The organism is Aeromonas sp. R2-3 (assembly GCF_040908375.1).
Classification (GTDB): Bacteria; Pseudomonadota; Gammaproteobacteria; order Enterobacterales; family Aeromonadaceae; genus Aeromonas; species Aeromonas veronii.
Window position 1 is genome coordinate 66,422 of sequence record NZ_JBFODP010000032.1, and the last position, 15,638, is coordinate 82,059.

The window sequence follows — 15,638 nt, forward strand, 5'->3', positions numbered from 1 at the left end:
GGGGCGGCATGCCCACTCACAGAAATTTGGGAGATCCATGGAGCGCGCTTGTCAGCGCAGGTCACAGAACCAGATAACCGTAGTGTAACGGCTCCAGACCTAAAAAAAGTTGAAATAGATCTATTTTTGTTGAATCTGAGGCGCGAGTATAAAATTTATTTTTGTGCTTATCCATTTTGTTAAGCGTTTGCCCATAAAAATACCCGGCGATGCCGGGCATTTCGGAACCAAATGGAGTCATTTGCCGTTTTTTAACATTCGGTAATGTTAACGGCGAGGCCGCCACGGGCCGTCTCCTTGTATTTGGTCTTCATGTCGTTGCCGGTCTCCCACATGGTCTTGATCACCTTGTCCAGCGACACCTTGTGCTCGCCGGTGCCGCGCAGGGCGAGACGGGCGGCATTGATCGCCTTGACCGCCCCCATGGCGTTGCGCTCGATGCAGGGCACCTGTACCAGCCCGCCAATAGGATCGCAGGTGAGCCCGAGGTTGTGCTCCATGCCGATCTCGGCGGCGTTTTCCACCATGGCTGGGCTGCCCCCCAGCAGTTCGGTCAGCGCGCCGGCCGCCATGGAGCAGGCCACGCCAACCTCACCCTGACAGCCCACTTCCGCTCCCGACAGGGAGGCATTCTTCTTATATAAGATGCCGATGGCAGCCGCGGTGAGGAAGTAGCGGATCAGCGTCTCGTCATCCACCTTGTGCACGAAGCGATCGTAGTAGTGTAGCACGGCGGGGATGATGCCCGCAGCGCCATTGGTGGGGGCGGTGACCACCCGGCCACCGGCGGCGTTCTCCTCGTTGACCGCCAGCGCAAAGAGATCGACCCACTCCATCACCATCAGCGGATCCTTGTTGAAGTTGGTCTCGCAGCTGAGCTGGCGGAACAGCCCCGGGGCGCGGCGCCGTACCTTGAGGCCGCCCGGCAGCACCCCTTCGCTCTTGCAGCCTCGCTCGACGCAGCCCTGCATCGCCTGCCAGATCTTGCGTAGCCCCGCTTTTATCTGCTCATCGCTGCGAAATACCCGCTCATTGGCGAGGATCAGCCCCGAGATGGAGAGGCCGCTCTCCTGACAGTGGGCCAGCAGTTGGGCGCCGCTGTCGAACGGATAGGGGACAGGGTGTTCGGCATCGGATTTGGCGGCCTCTTCTTTGGCGGTGGCAAAGTGGCTCTCTTCAATGATGAAGCCGCCCCCGATGGAGTAGTAGGTCTGGCTGAAGCGCAGGTTTTCCTCTTTATCAAAGGCCCGCAGAGTCATGCCGTTGGTGTGGGCCGGCAGGGTTTTGCGGCGGTTGAAGATGATGGCACCGGTGCGCGAAAAATGGCTTGGTTGCTCGCCTGCCAGCTGCAGGCTCTGCTCCTTTTCCACTCGAGCCAGAATGGCGGGAATCGCATCGATATCGACCGATTCCGGTTCAAAGCCCGATAACCCCAGAATGATCGCCTTGCCGGTACCGTGCCCTTTGCCGGTCTGGCCCAGCGAGCCGTAACACTCCACTTCGACCCGCATGACTTGTGGCAGATGCCCTTGCAGCTTGAGCTGCTGGACGAAGGCATAAGAGGCACGCATGGGGCCGACGGTATGGGAAGAGGAGGGGCCAATTCCGATGGAAAACAGGTCAAACACGCTGATCATGACATCAATCCGGTGATGGTTTATGTCTGTTTATTCTAGGATTTTTGCCATGGATAGGAAGCGGGGATGTGCAGTGCTGTGACATGGACACAGATAATGGGGCTGGGGGGGACCAAGAAAGTTGAAGGGGCTGATCCCCTTCAACCGGCCTGATCAGTCGAGAAATTCGCACAGATAAGCTGTGGGGGTTTTCACTTCCAGTTTGAAGGAGGAGTGACCGGCCACCAGGAAGGATTCACCCTGGCTGTAGGTGTGCCACTCATCTTCATCAGCCAGCTGGATGGTGAGGGCGCCCTTGATCACTGTCATCCGTTCGGGGGCGGCAGTGTTGAACAGGTAGTCACCGGCGTTCATCACCCCGACGGTTGATTTCTCCCCTTTTTGTTCGAAACCGATGGATTTTACATTTCCGTCGAAATACTCGTTAACTTTCAGCATCTTTACATCCCTGTGTGTACGTTTGTGCAGCCAAACTAGCACAATCTTTTGCCAGTTGTCATGGGGGATGAGGTAAAAATCGCCGAGACCGCTTTGAATCTTCACTTTTTCGCAAACTTATTAATAGCCAAGGTTAATGATTTGCTGATTTAAAACAGCAATTAAATGTGAGATAACACGCGCAAACAGGGGAATGGGCAGCCGCTCATTCCCCTGTTTGGTTAATTGCACTGGGAAAAGTGTGAATTTTGCTACATAAAGGAACATATTGTGTTAACTAAAGGACTCATTAAAAACATCGGCTTCCAGGTTGTGGTCGCCATGGTACTGGGCGCAGTGGTCGGCGCGTTCATGGGTGAACAAGCCACCGTGTTTGCACCGCTCGGTACCCTGTTTATCCAGCTGATCAAGATGCTGGTGATCCCGCTGGTGGCGGTTGCCATCCTCTCCGGCGCCGCCAATCTGGGCGCCAGCCCGGCTGCGGGCAAGATCGGGGCAGCGACGCTGGCCTTCTTCCTCGTGACCTCCGCGTTGGCCGTGTTGCTGGCGCTGGTGATGGGGCAGATCTTCAAGCCGGGTGTCGGGGTCGATTTCGCTTCCGTTGCCTCCATGTTTGGCGGTGACTACGCCGATAAAGGGGCGCTGCCGGATGCAGTCGCCACCTTGCTTGGCATGATCCCCACCAACGTCTTCAACTCCCTCAACGAAGCGAACATCCTGCAGATCCTGGTGTTCTGCATGTTCCTCGGCATTGCGCTGGCCAAACAACCACGCGAGCGGGCCAAGCCACTGGTCGATGGGCTCAATACTCTGGTGGATGCCTTCGTCTGGATGATCAACAAGGTGATGATCATCGCACCACTCGGGGTGTTCGGTCTGATGGCTGAGGCCATCGGTACCTATGGCTTCGACGTGCTGACCCTGGTGCTCAAGCTATTCGTGGTTTATGTGGCTGCCATCCTTATCTTCGGCTTTGTGGTCTACCCGCTGCTGGTGATGATGTTCTCCAACACGCCGGTGATGAAGTACCTATCTGCCATGAAAAAGCCGCAGATCGTGGCCTTCTCCACCGCCTCTTCCATGGCGACCCTGCCGGTCAATATGGAGACCTGCGAGCATGATCTGAAAGTGACCAACGCGACCGCCTCCTTCGTGTTGCCGCTGGGTGCCACCATCAACATGAGCGGCAACGCCATCTATTACGGTCTGGTCGCCATCTTCTTCGCGCAGGTTTACAACATCGATCTGAGCGTCGGTGCCTGGGCGGCCATCATTGTGACCTCCACTCTGGGGGCGATCGGCCAAGCCGGTGTACCGGGCCCAAGCTTCCTGGTGGTTGCCGTGCTGCTGGCGGCCGGGATCCCCATCGAAGGGTTGCCGCTGCTGTTCGCGCTGGATCGTCTGTTCGACATGATCCGCACCTCCCTCAATATTACCGGCGATGCGGCCTGTGCTGTCATTGTTGACCGCTTCAGCCCGGAATATGACCCACAGCGCTGGAACAAGGCATAACTGCTTTGAGCTGGGCTGAGATATAACAGCCTTAAGCTGACACTGCGTAACGCGAGCCCCTGCCATGATGGCGGGGGCTTTTTTATATTTGCCGGACAAGTATCAGAGCAAAGGTGTGCACAAGAGATTGCTGACGGATGTAGCTGTGTTGAATGGAGAGCACGGGAGGGAAAACATCAGTTGTGGGCATGGGCCGTATGGCGTCAACCGGCCTGTTGTAGATGCCGGGGGAGGGGATTGTCAAACGGCGGGTAACAAAAAGGGGAGCCTTGCTCCCCTCGGATATGATCTGCTGCTGGTTCTACTCCATCAGGCCATATGGTTAAACCATCCTGGTTACACCCTTGTGGCGAAAGAAACAGCGTCAACGTGATGAAATCATATCTATGTTGACCATCTCGGCATTATTACTGAAAAGCGCCAGTTGGTGGCGATTAAACAGACATGGCAAAGAGGGTCGGTCCGGATTGATGCCTCTCTATCCGGCTCAGAACTGTGACAGTGAGGGCAGAGAGACAGCAACCAGGGTGAAAAACACCGTGAAAACGGCAGTAACGACAAACTCTTTCATTTTTCTCTCCCTAAGTTGTTGGTTGATGTAATCAAGATACCATATCAAGGGGGTAAAACAAGGTGTAAATTGATAAAATAGCTGTTTTATGTGCGTGGTTGGTTGAGATGGTTATTTTTGTCATATTGAGCTGATTTTATCACCTGCTCTGGTATGTCAGGCATTCAAGGTTCTGTTTTTATGATTATTTCATTTAAATTCAATTGGTTGGTGTGCTACTGGTTGGTTTGGTGGTGGGTTTTATGTGGGGCTCAAATGGCATTTTATAAGTTTTCACCCTCGCAATAGTGTCATTGAGGCCATAAAAAGTGCGCAAGGCAATGATTTGACGATTCCTGACGTAGATAGCCCATCCAAAAGAAGTCTATGGAGAGAGTCGGGTTGCCAACCCTTGTCACACCATCACTTTATCAGTCCAGAGTCTCCGCATTTTTACAGCAATACACTGGGGGCATAGGGAGGAGAGCCGTGCATCGAGGGGATACAGAGTGGCAGCTGGCTGTTTTATCACCGCCAATTTCCCCGTCGGCCTCGGAGTAGACATGGCCGTAGCAAGAGTGAGGTGCGCAATAGGCCAGAGGCGTATTCTCTGGCTGGGTTGGGCTGGGCTGGGCTGGGCTGGGCGGGAGGGGTGAGCAGCTATTTGCGTGGGCGATGCACCAGCGTGAGTCATGTGATTGCAATACGAGATCAGAGCCGGAGTATGGTTGGGTAAGATATCTGAGTCCCTTCTACAAGATTGAGATATAAAAAGTGGCGTATGACGAGGAGGCTGAACAAGCTCGTTTCAGGGGCGACAGAGCGCAGGCCAACGCAATCCGGTTCGCAGTAATAAAACACATCCACGACGATACCGGCACTCTGTTCGTAGGCTGATGCCGGTTGGTGTGAGGAGGGGCAGGTTAGTAATCTGTCCGATGGCGCAAGGGTTGGGATCAGGCAACCCGTAAGGTGAGGGCCACACAGCGTACCGATGCACCAGTTTGTGTAAGATATAAAAAAACCCTCCGATGGAGGGTTTTTGTCATCAACAGCCGGTTAAAAGCCGCGTGGCTTAGAACAGGGTGGTGGAGAGGTTGTAAAGCTCCTGATCGAACGGACGCTTCATGTTCTCGATGCAGTCGATGATGTCGTGGTGTACCAGCTCGTTGCGCTGGATACCGACGCAGCGACCACCGTGACCAGCCAGCAGCTGCTCAACGGCGTAAGCACCCATACGGCTGGACATGATGCGGTCACGGGCAGTCGGGGCACCGCCACGCTGGATGTGGCCCAGGATGGTGGCGCGGGTTTCACGACCGGTCAGGGCTTCGATGTCTTTAGCCAGTGCGTTCACGTCGGTAACGTGCTCGCAGATGGTGATGATGGCGTGCTTCTTGCCCTTGGCTTCGCCTTCCTTGATCTGCTTGAGCAGCTTCTCTTTGTCGAAGGCTACTTCCGGCACGATCACATACTCGGCACCACCGGCAACGGCGGCAGACATGGCCAGATCGCCACAGTGGCGGCCCATGATCTCGACCACGGAGATACGGTGGTGGGAGCTGCAGGTGTCGCGCAGGCGGTCGATGGCGTCAACCACCACGTTCAGGGCGGTATCAAAGCCGATGGTGAAGTCGGTACCGGCGATATCGTTGTCGATGGTGCCCGGCAGGCCGATGCAGGGGAAACCCTCTTCGGTCAGCTTCTTGGCACCCATGTAGGAGCCGTCACCACCGATGACGACCAGCGCATCGATACCGTGCTTTTTCAGGTTTTCGATCGCTTCGGCGCGCACTGCGGGGTCTTTGAAGGCAGGGAAACGGGCGGAGCCGAGGAAAGTACCACCACGGTTCACCACGTCGGAGACGCTGTGACGCTCCAGCTTGACGATACGATCCTGGTGCAGGCCGAGGTAGCCATCATAAATACCGTAAACTTCCAGGCCATGATGCAAACCGGCGCGAACCACGGCGCGAATGGCTGCGTTCATACCCGGTGCGTCGCCACCACTGGTCAAAACACCAATACGTTTGATTTGTTTGGTCATGAGTGCCTCTGGATCTGAGTTGTCAAATACGAATGTTTAAATAGACAAGCCACTTTTACTATATCGGCTTTCATATGGGATGCGGGGGCCACCATAGGAAAAGCGATACAAGAGAGGGGACGAGCCCCTCTCTTTGCCGTAATCAGCGATTACTTGGCAGCGCCAGCGATGATCTGGGAGAAGTCGTCCACTTTCAGGGACGCACCACCGACCAGGCCACCGTCGATGTCCGGCTGACCGAACAGGTCGGCTGCAGTGGCGCCAGTGACGGAACCGCCGTACAGGATCTGTACTTTGGCAGCAACGGTGGCATCAAAACCGGCCAGGTACTGACGGATGTGAGCGTGAACGGACTGAGCGATCTCCGGCGTGGCAGTCTTGCCAGTACCGATGGCCCATACCGGCTCGTAAGCGATAACGGCGTTGTTGAAGGAGGCGATGCCGCAACGGTCGATAACGGCTTTCAGCTGGGTCTCAACCACGTTCTTGGTCACGCCGGCTTCGAACTGCTCCAGAGTTTCACCGATGCACAGAACCGGGATCAGGCCGCCTTTCTGGATCGCTTCGTACTTGGCAGCAACCACGTCGTCAGTCTCTGCGTGCAGGGTACGACGCTCGCTGTGGCCGACCAGAGAGTAGGTGCAACCAAAGGCTTTCAGCATGGAGGGGGCGTTTTCGCCGGTGAAGGCACCAGACTCGTGAACGTCAGCGTTCTGGGCACCGTAGGCAATTTTGCTGCCAGCGGTCAGTTGTTCAACCAGACCCAAAAAGATAACCGGCGGGCAGACGGCGACTTGCACAGAAGGATGAGCGGCAGCAGCCGGGGTCAGTCCTTTGATCAGAGCTTCTACAGAAGCTTTGGTGCCGTTCAGTTTCCAGTTACCCATTACCAGGTGCTGTCTCATCTTGTATATCTCCTAGGCATTTGATTGCGCGACATTATATGAATTGAACCGAGCCCAAGATAGCTGACCCGGCGGCAAATGACGTAATTTTTTTTCGCTTTCCTGATCCAAATCAGGAATGAAACGCTTGATCGCTCATTCGTTAACCTGCCCCCGCAAGCGAGCCCACCATACCCCAATCCATTCGTGGATGGCAGCTTCGGAATACATCAGATAACGCCCTTTGGGTAAATAACTGTAGAGCGGCTGGGGTACCTGGCTCTGCTTGGCGGTGTAGTCGGTGGGGGCCGGCACGGCCTTGAGTCCCTGACCCTGATAGAGGGCCATGGCACGTGGCAAATGAGTGGCCGAACTGACCAGCGCCACCTCTTTTCCCTTGAGGTGACGACTGATACTGACCGCTTCATCATGAGTGTCTTTGTTGTTTTCAAACAACGTCATCCGCGAACGGGGAATGCCGAGGCTCTCGGCCATCCGGGCATTGACCTCGGCATTAGAGAGGGTATCCCCCGATACATAGCCGGAGAAAACCAGCTCGGCGTCGGGATAGGCCTGGGCAAGGCGAACCCCCTCTAGAGTCCGTGCCAGGGCGATATTGTTTTGCCAGGAGCGCACGGGCACTGCCGGGTCGCTGACATGGCCGTTGCCGAGCACCACGATGGCCTCGATGTTGGGATGCTGGCTCACCTCGAACGGCGGGAAGGTCTGCTCCAGCCCGCGGGCCAGTTCATAGCTCATCGGCCGCATCCCCATCAGCGCCACAATGAGCAGCGAGAGGGTGGCCAGCAGCTTGCCGGTTTTCTGAAAACGGGTGAACCAGAGCAGCAGCAGGGCGACCAGTAGCAGGGAGAGGGAGAAGGGGAGCGGCATCAACAGCTGACCCAGCCACTTTTTAATCACAAACACGACAGACACTTCCTTGAGTTTTCAGCAAATTCGGGATGTGACAGAATACCTCTCTTTTTTGGGATGGCCACAACCCTGTGGCGCTAATGTTGAGTTTCTCCTTGAAGCACGATCAGAGTTTTGACGGGCGCGCCGACAAGTTCGCCCGCAACATTTACGACTCCACCAAGGGGCGCATCCGCACCACCATTGTCTGGAGCGACATCGAAGCCTGCCTGGCCCGCCTTGGCAACCGACCGCTGCGCATCCTCGATGCGGGGGGCGGTTTTGGCTATTTCGCCCAGAAGCTGGCGGCCATGGGCCATCAGGTGGAGCTGTGCGATCTGTCAGCAGAAATGCTGGAACTGGCCCGCAGCCAGATCGTCGAGAAGGGGCTGGAAGACAAAATTCGTCTCATCCATTGCCCCATTCAGGATCTGAAGCAACATGTGACCGGGACCTTTGATCTGGTGCTCTGCCATGCGGTGCTGGAGTGGCTTGCCGAGCCGCGCCAGACCTTGCTGGGTCTGTTCCCTTTCGTCAATGCCGGGGGCATACTGTCGCTGCTTTTTTACAACCGTCATGGCTTGCTGTTCCAGAGCCTGGTGGTGGGCAATTTTGACTATGTGCGCCTTGGCCTTCGCAAGAAGCGGCAGACTGCGCTTACGCCCACCAATCCCCAGTTGCCGGAGCAGGTCTATGACTGGATTGGTCGCGGGGGGCTGCGCATCATCGGCAAGACCGGGGTGCGGGTGATCCACGACTATATGCGTCACAAGCAGGATCAGGTGGAGAAGTTCGACGATCTGCTGGCCATGGAGCAGCAATATTGCCGTCAGGAGCCTTTTGTCTCCCTCGGTCGCTATATCCATGTGATGGCCCAGAAGCCGGCCAGCTGATTGCTCGCGGTTCACGTCGATGTGAACCATGTTTTCGATGCTACCGGATGTAGCCGCGCGCATGATTTTGCGCCCAATACAACAACGAGATGACAACATCATGATGAGTACATCCCGTACCCTGCCAGAGCGTTCTTTGCCGGAGCTAGTAGGGTGGGTCAGGCAGGAGGGGTTGGCGCTGAGCCTGCCGACCGACCGGCTGGCCTTTCTGATTGCAATCAAGACCCTGTCCGAAGATGAGTCGGACCTGTCGGAAGCGGCGCTGCACGATGCCTTTGGCTATGTCAGCAGCGCCTTCGGCCAGATGGACGAGACCCTCACCGGTCGCGCCAACAACGCTATCAACGATCTCATTCGCCAGCAGCTGCTGTCGCGTTTCAACACCGACATGGTGGCGGGGGAGAGCCTCTACCGCCTGTCGCGCCTGGGTGTGAGCATCGTCGACTTCTTTATGGATCAGCGTCAGGTTGACTCCATCAAGCTCTCCATCCTGCTCGAGCACCTGGCTTCCGAGCTCGACACCGCCCGCAAGGCGGCGCTTGAGACCAACACCCGCGAGCAGTGGGATGCCGAGGTGCTGCCGCGCCTCACTTTCTCGCTGGAAGAGACGCTGGGGCGGATCGATCTCACCCAGCGCGCCATGGATGAGCAGCAGAATCAGGTCAAGAGCGAGATTGCGGCCCTGCTGACCCAGAACTGGGTCGATGCCATTCACAGCTGCGAAAAGCTGCTGCACGAGACCGGCCAGACCCTGCGCGAGCTGCAAGATACTTTGGATGCTGCTGGCCACCGCCTGCAGGCGGGACTGCTCAACATTCAGGAAGCGGCGCAGGGGCGCGACGATCTGTTCCACGTCGAGGAGCTGACTCACGCCTTGCAAGGTCGTCTTGACGTCATCACCAGCTGGGGTCAGCAGTGCATCGAGCTCTGGTCCCGCTACGACAGGCACGTCCACAAATTTATCCGCAACGCCATCGACATGGACAAGAACCGCGCCTTCAGCCAGCGGCTGCGCGACTCCATCCGCAATTTCGAGCAGCACAACTGGCTGCTGCGTATCGCCGAGGAGCCCCGTCTGCTGGAGCTGCGCGACGAAACCATCGCTATTCATGACGAGGAGGTGACCGGCGAGGTGCCCCTCGAGATGGAGTACATGGAGATGGTGGACATCAACCAGGAGCTGGCGGAGCGCATCGAGCGCTATCTGGCCCGCTACCCCGAGCAGGGCCAGCAGCTGGATCTGGCCGATGTGCTGCGGGAATACCTGCTGGACTACCCGGCCCATGCCCACTTCGATGTGGCGCGTCTTCTGATCGACCAGGCCGTGCGCCTGGGCCATGCCAGCGGCGAGCGCGAACTGCATCGCCAACCCGCATGGAAACCCATTAACCAAGCTGGATCCAAGGTTCAGGCCTATGTCATTGATCAATACTGAGTTTCCCTTGCCGCTGAGGCTCGCAGAGGCGATTGCCAACCCCTTGTTTCCGCGCATCGACACCGCCTTGCGCTCCGGTCGCCACATCAGTGCCGACGAGTTCGAGCAGCACTCGGCGCTGGTCGAATATCACAGCGAGCTGGAGATCTTCTACGGCCGCTATCAGGTGGAGCTGATCAAGGCGCCGGAAGGCTTCTTTTACCTGCGCCCGCGCCCGAGCTCCGACATCGGCACCACTGTGCTCTCCGAGCTCGATATGCTGGTGGGCAAGGTGCTCTGCTACCTCTACCTGAGTCCGGATCGTCTGGCTTCGGAAGGGGTATTCGCCATGGCTGAGCTGCAAGAAGAGGTGCTGAGCCTCGCCGACGAGAAGCAGCTGCTGCGGATGGTCAACAGCCGCTCCGGCGGTACCGATCTCGACAAGAAGAAGCTGCTCGAAAAGATCCGTACCTCCATGCGCCGTCTGCGCCGCCTTGGCATGATCACCGCCCTTGGCAACGGGGATAAATTCCGGGTCAACGAATCGGTGTTCCGTTTCGCCGCCGATGTGCGCTCCGATGAAGATCCGCGCGCCGTTCAGCTGCGGATGATCCAGGAGGGTGAAGCCATCTTCCACGACGACGAAATGCCGAGCAGCGACTCGCTCTTTGATGACATCGAGGCGGATCTCGATGAAGAACAACTGGATCTGGAGGTATAACCGGTGCGAGGCAAGTTCAAATCCCTGACTATGGTCAACTGGAACGGCTTCTTTGCCCGGACCTTCGATCTCGACCAGCTGGTCACCACTCTTTCCGGCGGCAACGGCGCGGGCAAGTCCACCACAATGGCGGCCTTTATCGCAGCGCTCATCCCCGACCAGTCACTGCTTCACTTCCGCAATACCACGGAAGCGGGATCGAGCAGCGCCTCCCGTGACAAGGGGCTCTACGGCAAGCTGCAGCGGGGTCCCTGCTACTCGCTGCTGGAAGTGATGAATAGCCGCGAGCAGCGGATCTGGGTCGGTGTCCATTTAGAGCAGATTCTCAATCGTGACAGCAAGGTCAATATCACCCCGTTTGCGCTGGTTGATGTGCCAGAACATTTGGTGCCAACCGACTTGCTCATGGAAAAACTGGATGACGGTCGGGGTAAGGTTCGAGCTTTTACCGATTTGAGTCGGGCTGCGGCGAATCTTGGTGCACTGAAGGTCGCCAAGTTCAATACGGTGACCGACTATCACAACTTCATGTTCGAGTTCGGTATCACCCCGAAGAAGCTGCGGGATCAAAAAGATCGCGGCAAATTCTATCGCCTGATTGAAGCCTCCCTCTATGGCGGTATCTCCTCGTCCATCAGCCGTTCCCTGCGTGAATACCTGCTGCCGGAAAACTCCGACATGCGCAGGGTATTCAAGGATATGGAGGCGGCCATCTATGAAAACCGCCGCACGCTGGATGCCATCAAGGAGACCCAGGGTCAGCGGGATCTGTTCAAGAACCTGATCACCGAGACCACCCACTATGTGGCCGCTGACTATGTGCGCAACGCTGCCGAGAAGAGTCGCCTCTCCGAGCTGGCCCTCAAGGCGCGCCAGGAGCTGGCGGACAAGCGCCGTATTCTGGCCGAAGAGAAACAGCGCGCCATCTATCTGGCCGACGAGGTGGAGCAGCTCACCAACCGTGAAAAATTGCTGACCGACGAGCTGGAGTCTGCCTCCGAGCATCTGGCCAAGGTGATGGCGGCGGTTTCCTTGCAGAAGAAGATCGAGATGTACCGCGCCGATCTGGCGGATCTCTCTGACAAACTCGAACAGCAGCAGGCGGTGGTGGAGGAGATCCACGGCCAGCTGCTGGAGGTGGAAGAGCGCAAGGAGCTGGCACAGGCAGAAGTCGACAGCCTCAAGACCCAGCTGGCCGACTACCAGCAGGCGCTCGATATCCAGCAGACCCGCGCCATCCAGTACCGTCAGGCGGTGCAGGCCCTCGATGCTGCCCGCGAGCAGTGCGAGCTGCCGGGGCTGACCGCCGAGCAGGCGAGCGACACCCTGCACCAGTTCCGCGCAGCCGAGCAGAGCCTCACCAGCCGGGTGCTGGGGGCCGAGCAGCAATTGGCGCTGGCCAAGGCAGCGGTAGCCGAGCACGAAGCGGCGCTGGCGCTGCTTTTGAGCATCGCTCCGGAAACAGTGCGCGAGGCCGCCTGGCCCACCGCGCAGGCGCTGCTCAAGCGTCACATCGAAGACAAGGCCCGTATTGCCCAGGGGCAGGGGCTGCGCGCTGCGCTGGCTCGCCTCGAGAAAGAGAGCGAAAGCCAGAAGAGTCTCTTCAAGTTGCGCGACGAGCTGCAGCAGGCCTCTGGCCAGCTGATTGCCAGCAGCGATGAGCTGGAGATCTTCCTCGAAGCCCAGCGCACCCGTCAGGAGGAGCTCTCCGAGCAGCAGGCGGAGGTGAACCAACGCCGCGCCAGCCTCGAGCATCAGGGCACCCAGCTGGGTCGCGATATTGCGGAGCTGACCAAGCTGGCGCCGCGCTGGCTCAAATCCTTTGAAAAACTCGAGCAGCTGCGCGAGCAGAGCGGCCTGCCGCTCGCCACTGCCGAAGAGCTTTCGGCCGGTATGCAGACAGTGCTCGACATGGAGCGCGAGTTCGAGCAGGAGAGCAATCGCATCGCGGCGCAGAAACAGGCGCTGGAGCTGCAAATTCGCAACCTGCAGCTGGGTGCTGGCGAGGCGGATCCGCGTCTTGCCCGCATTGCTGAGCAGGTGGGGGGCGTGCTCCTCTCCGATGTCTATGACGACATCTCCATCGACGATGCCCCTTACTACTCCGCACTCTATGGCCCGGCTCGCAGCGCCCTGGTGGTGCTCGACCTTGAGGGCGCCATCGAGCGGCTGAAAAAGCTGGAAGATTGCCCCGAAGATATCTACCTGATTCAGGGTAACCCCGACTCCTTTGACGAGGATCTGGTGGAAGCCGACGAGCTGGGCGATGCCGTGCTGGTGCGCACCAGCAAGCGTCAGGTGCGCTTCTCCCGCTACCCGGAGCTGCCGCTGTTTGGCCGCGCTGCGCGGGAAAAACGGATCGAGCAGCTCGACCTTGAGCGCGAAGGGCTGATCGAGGGTTACGCCAAGGCCGCCTTCGAGCAGCAGAAGTACCACCGTCTCTACGGTCACTTCCGCGACTTTATCGGCCAGCATCTGGATATCGCCTTCCGCCCCGACCCGGAAGCCGAAGTGCAAGCCAAACAGGCCGAACTGCGCGCGCTGCAAGGGGCTATCGGCGAGTGCGACAAGCAGCTGAGTGATGCCAAAGCTGCGGCCGCCCAGCTGACCCGCCATATCCAGCTGGTGCAGGGGATGCTGCCCTTTGCCCACCTGTTTGCCGAGACTGATCTGGCGGCCCGCCTCGAGGCGGCTCACGCCGATGTGGAAGCCCTGAAACAGGCCGAAGCCTTTATCGCTACGCACGGCAAGTCGCTGGAAAAACTGGAAACCATGGTGCAGGTGCTGCGTCAGGATCCGCAGGATCTGGCCGCGCTGCAGGCTGCCTATGATGAGGTGAGCGACCTGCTGGCCGAGCAGAAGCGCCGTTGCTACGCCCTCGATCAGCTGGTGGCCCGTCTGCCGCACTTTGCCTATCAGGATGCGCAAGACCTGCTGGGCAAGGCCTCCGAGATGAGCGAGCGACTCAAAGAGAAGCTGAAAGCGGCCGAGCTGGCAGCCCGCACCGCTGGCGAGCAGCACAAGCAGATTGCCCAGCGCCACACCGAGGCGTTGCAGCTGCGCACCGCGCTGAACTCCAGTGTCGAGGCCAAGCGCCAGACCCTGACCGAGTTCGAGCAGGAGCTGGCGGCCATGGGCCTTACTCTCTCTGCAGATATGGAAGAGAAGGCACGAGCCCATAAGCAGGAGACAGATGAGCTACTCACACGAACTCGCAGTCGGCGTAATCATGCTGTGCAGCAGTTAGGGTTTTGCAAGAAAGATATCGAGAGTCTTACCGAGCGGCTCAAATTGGAGAGCAGGGATTACTATAGCGCTCGTAAATCTCTGGTTGGTCACAAGGCGAACTGGTCGCGGGTGGTGCGGCTGGCGCGGGAGACCGACGTCGAGAAGCGCCTCAACAAGCGCGAGCTGGCGTACCTTGACAGCGACGAGTTGCGATCCATGTCAGACAAGGCGCTCGGTGCCCTGCGGCTTGCAGTAGCGCACGACGAAGATCTGCGCGATGCGCTGCGCCTCTCCGAGGGCAACCGCAACACCGAGCAGAAGGTGGCCTTCTATGTGCAGGTCTACCGTTTCCTTAAAGATCGCATCCGCAACGACATCATCCGCTCCGATGATCCGGTGGAAGCGATCGAAGAGATGGAGATCGAGCTGGCCCGTCTGGCCGATGAACTGAAACTACGAGAAGAAAAGTTGTCGCTTTCCTCCCATGAGGTAGCAGCGAAACTCACCAACACCATACGCCGCGAGCAGAACCGTATCCGGGTGCTCAACCAGGGCTTGCAAAACATCGCTTTCGGTCTGGTTCGCGGGGTACGTCTTAGTGCTAATACTCGCGAGGCCCATACCCGTCTGCTGACGGCGCTGGCGGATCAGAGTTCCATGCATAATGATTTGTTCGCCGACAAGGAGCTCAGCTTCTCCGAGGCGCTGGCCAAGCTGTTCCAGCGCCTGAACCCGCAGATCGAGCAGGGCGATCGCAGCTATCAGGTGATGGGCGACGTGCTGCTCGACTATCGCAACTATCTGGAGCTGGAGATCGAGGTGCAGCGCGGCGCCGATGGCTGGCTGCGGGCCGAGAGCGGTGCGCTCTCCACCGGCGAGGCGATCGGTACCGGTCAGGCCATCCTCTTGATGGTGCTGATCAGCTGGGAGGAGGAGTCCCGCCGTCTGCGCGGCAAGGATATCGCCCCCTGCCGTCTGCTGTTTCTCGACGAAGCGGCCCGTCTGGATGGCAAATCCATCGCCACCCTGTTCGAGCTGTGCGAGCGGCAGGATATGCAGCTGCTTATCGCGGCGCCCGAGAACATCAGCCCCGAGAAGGGCACCACCTACAAGCTCATCCGCAAGGTGCAGGGCAAGCACGAGCATGTGCATGTGGTGGGTCTGCGCGGCTTCGGCTTTGCCGACGACAAGCTGATTGCCTGAGAGGTCTCTGGCCCATCCGACACGGGATGACCGGTAACTAGTTGAAAGGGAGGCATTTGCCTCCCTTTTTACATGGAAGATATGGCAAAGTAGCCGCACGGTCGCTGCTGCCTGACAACAAGGCGAGTAACATGGTGAGTGCCTTGGACCGATGGCAAGGTGAGAGCTCCCGCCTGCAAACGTGTCGCCAGCGTCACCG

The 15,638-nt window shown here is 58.2% G+C and carries 10 protein-coding genes; 5 read left to right on the forward strand and 5 right to left on the reverse strand.

Annotation, left to right across the window (positions count from 1 at the left end):
* Nucleotides 1-251: 251 nt before the first annotated feature.
* Together AB5Z02_RS17880 and AB5Z02_RS17885 are read right to left on the reverse strand one after the other, a co-directional pair.
* Complete coding sequence (locus tag AB5Z02_RS17880) at nt 252-1,637, reverse strand: L-serine ammonia-lyase (protein WP_159143780.1); 1,386 nt, start codon at nt 1,635-1,637, stop codon at nt 252-254.
* 153 nt (nt 1,638-1,790) lie between these two features.
* Complete coding sequence (locus tag AB5Z02_RS17885) at nt 1,791-2,075, reverse strand: pyrimidine/purine nucleoside phosphorylase (protein ID WP_005336842.1); 285 nt, start codon at nt 2,073-2,075, stop codon at nt 1,791-1,793.
* Nucleotides 2,076-2,345: 270 nt separating this feature from the next.
* Between AB5Z02_RS17885 and AB5Z02_RS17890 the strand changes: the two genes are divergently transcribed.
* Nucleotides 2,346-3,587 (forward strand): dicarboxylate/amino acid:cation symporter, encoded by a 1,242-nt coding sequence (locus AB5Z02_RS17890; RefSeq protein ID WP_005352303.1) that lies wholly within the window; start codon nt 2,346-2,348, stop codon nt 3,585-3,587.
* 1,625 nt (nt 3,588-5,212) lie between these two features.
* Here AB5Z02_RS17890 and pfkA read toward each other — a convergent pair.
* The 3 genes from pfkA to elyC all read right to left on the reverse strand — a co-directional run bounded on the left by pfkA (nt 5,213) and on the right by elyC (nt 7,995).
* The gene (gene pfkA / locus AB5Z02_RS17895) at nt 5,213-6,184 is read right to left on the reverse strand and encodes a 6-phosphofructokinase (RefSeq protein WP_005336840.1); all 972 of its coding nucleotides are present in this window, start codon (nt 6,182-6,184) and stop codon (nt 5,213-5,215) included.
* A gap of 149 nt (nt 6,185-6,333) precedes the next feature.
* Nucleotides 6,334-7,089 (reverse strand): triose-phosphate isomerase, encoded by a 756-nt coding sequence (gene tpiA / locus AB5Z02_RS17900; protein ID WP_139734732.1) that lies wholly within the window; start codon nt 7,087-7,089, stop codon nt 6,334-6,336.
* Nucleotides 7,090-7,224: 135 nt separating this feature from the next.
* Entirely contained in the window at nt 7,225-7,995 is a 771-nt protein-coding gene (gene elyC / locus AB5Z02_RS17905) for an envelope biogenesis factor ElyC (protein ID WP_368216570.1), read from the reverse strand.
* Nucleotides 7,996-8,096: 101 nt separating this feature from the next.
* Here elyC and cmoM point away from each other — a divergent pair, with 101 nt between their 5' ends.
* The 4 genes from cmoM to mukB all read left to right on the forward strand — a co-directional run bounded on the left by cmoM (nt 8,097) and on the right by mukB (nt 15,439).
* The gene (cmoM, locus tag AB5Z02_RS17910; RefSeq protein ID WP_236095562.1) at nt 8,097-8,873 is read left to right on the forward strand and encodes a tRNA uridine 5-oxyacetic acid(34) methyltransferase CmoM; all 777 of its coding nucleotides are present in this window, start codon (nt 8,097-8,099) and stop codon (nt 8,871-8,873) included.
* A 100-nt stretch (nt 8,874-8,973) separates the two neighbouring features.
* The gene (gene mukF, locus AB5Z02_RS17915; RefSeq protein ID WP_368216571.1) at nt 8,974-10,308 is read left to right on the forward strand and encodes a chromosome partition protein MukF; all 1,335 of its coding nucleotides are present in this window, start codon (nt 8,974-8,976) and stop codon (nt 10,306-10,308) included.
* Nucleotides 10,289-11,008 carry a chromosome partition protein MukE gene (mukE, locus tag AB5Z02_RS17920; protein WP_005345759.1) on the forward strand — a complete coding sequence of 240 codons (720 nt, stop codon included), beginning with the start codon at nt 10,289-10,291 and terminating at the stop codon, nt 11,006-11,008. Before mukF ends, mukE begins: the two co-directional genes overlap by 20 nt.
* Before the next feature lie 3 nt (nt 11,009-11,011).
* Nucleotides 11,012-15,439 carry a chromosome partition protein MukB gene (gene mukB, locus AB5Z02_RS17925; protein WP_201973177.1) on the forward strand — a complete coding sequence of 1,476 codons (4,428 nt, stop codon included), beginning with the start codon at nt 11,012-11,014 and terminating at the stop codon, nt 15,437-15,439.
* Nucleotides 15,440-15,638 lie beyond the last annotated feature (199 nt).

Coding starts and splice junctions, on each gene's coding strand:
- mukF (WP_368216571.1), top strand. CDS start 8,974: ATGATGAGTACATCCCGTACCCTGCCAGAGCGTTCTTTGCCGGAGCTA.
- mukE (WP_005345759.1), top strand. CDS start 10,289: ATGTCATTGATCAATACTGAGTTTCCCTTGCCGCTGAGGCTCGCAGAG.
- tpiA (WP_139734732.1), bottom strand. CDS start 7,089: ATGAGACAGCACCTGGTAATGGGTAACTGGAAACTGAACGGCACCAAA.
- AB5Z02_RS17880 (WP_159143780.1), bottom strand. CDS start 1,637: ATGATCAGCGTGTTTGACCTGTTTTCCATCGGAATTGGCCCCTCCTCT.
- AB5Z02_RS17885 (WP_005336842.1), bottom strand. CDS start 2,075: ATGCTGAAAGTTAACGAGTATTTCGACGGAAATGTAAAATCCATCGGT.
- pfkA (WP_005336840.1), bottom strand. CDS start 6,184: ATGACCAAACAAATCAAACGTATTGGTGTTTTGACCAGTGGTGGCGAC.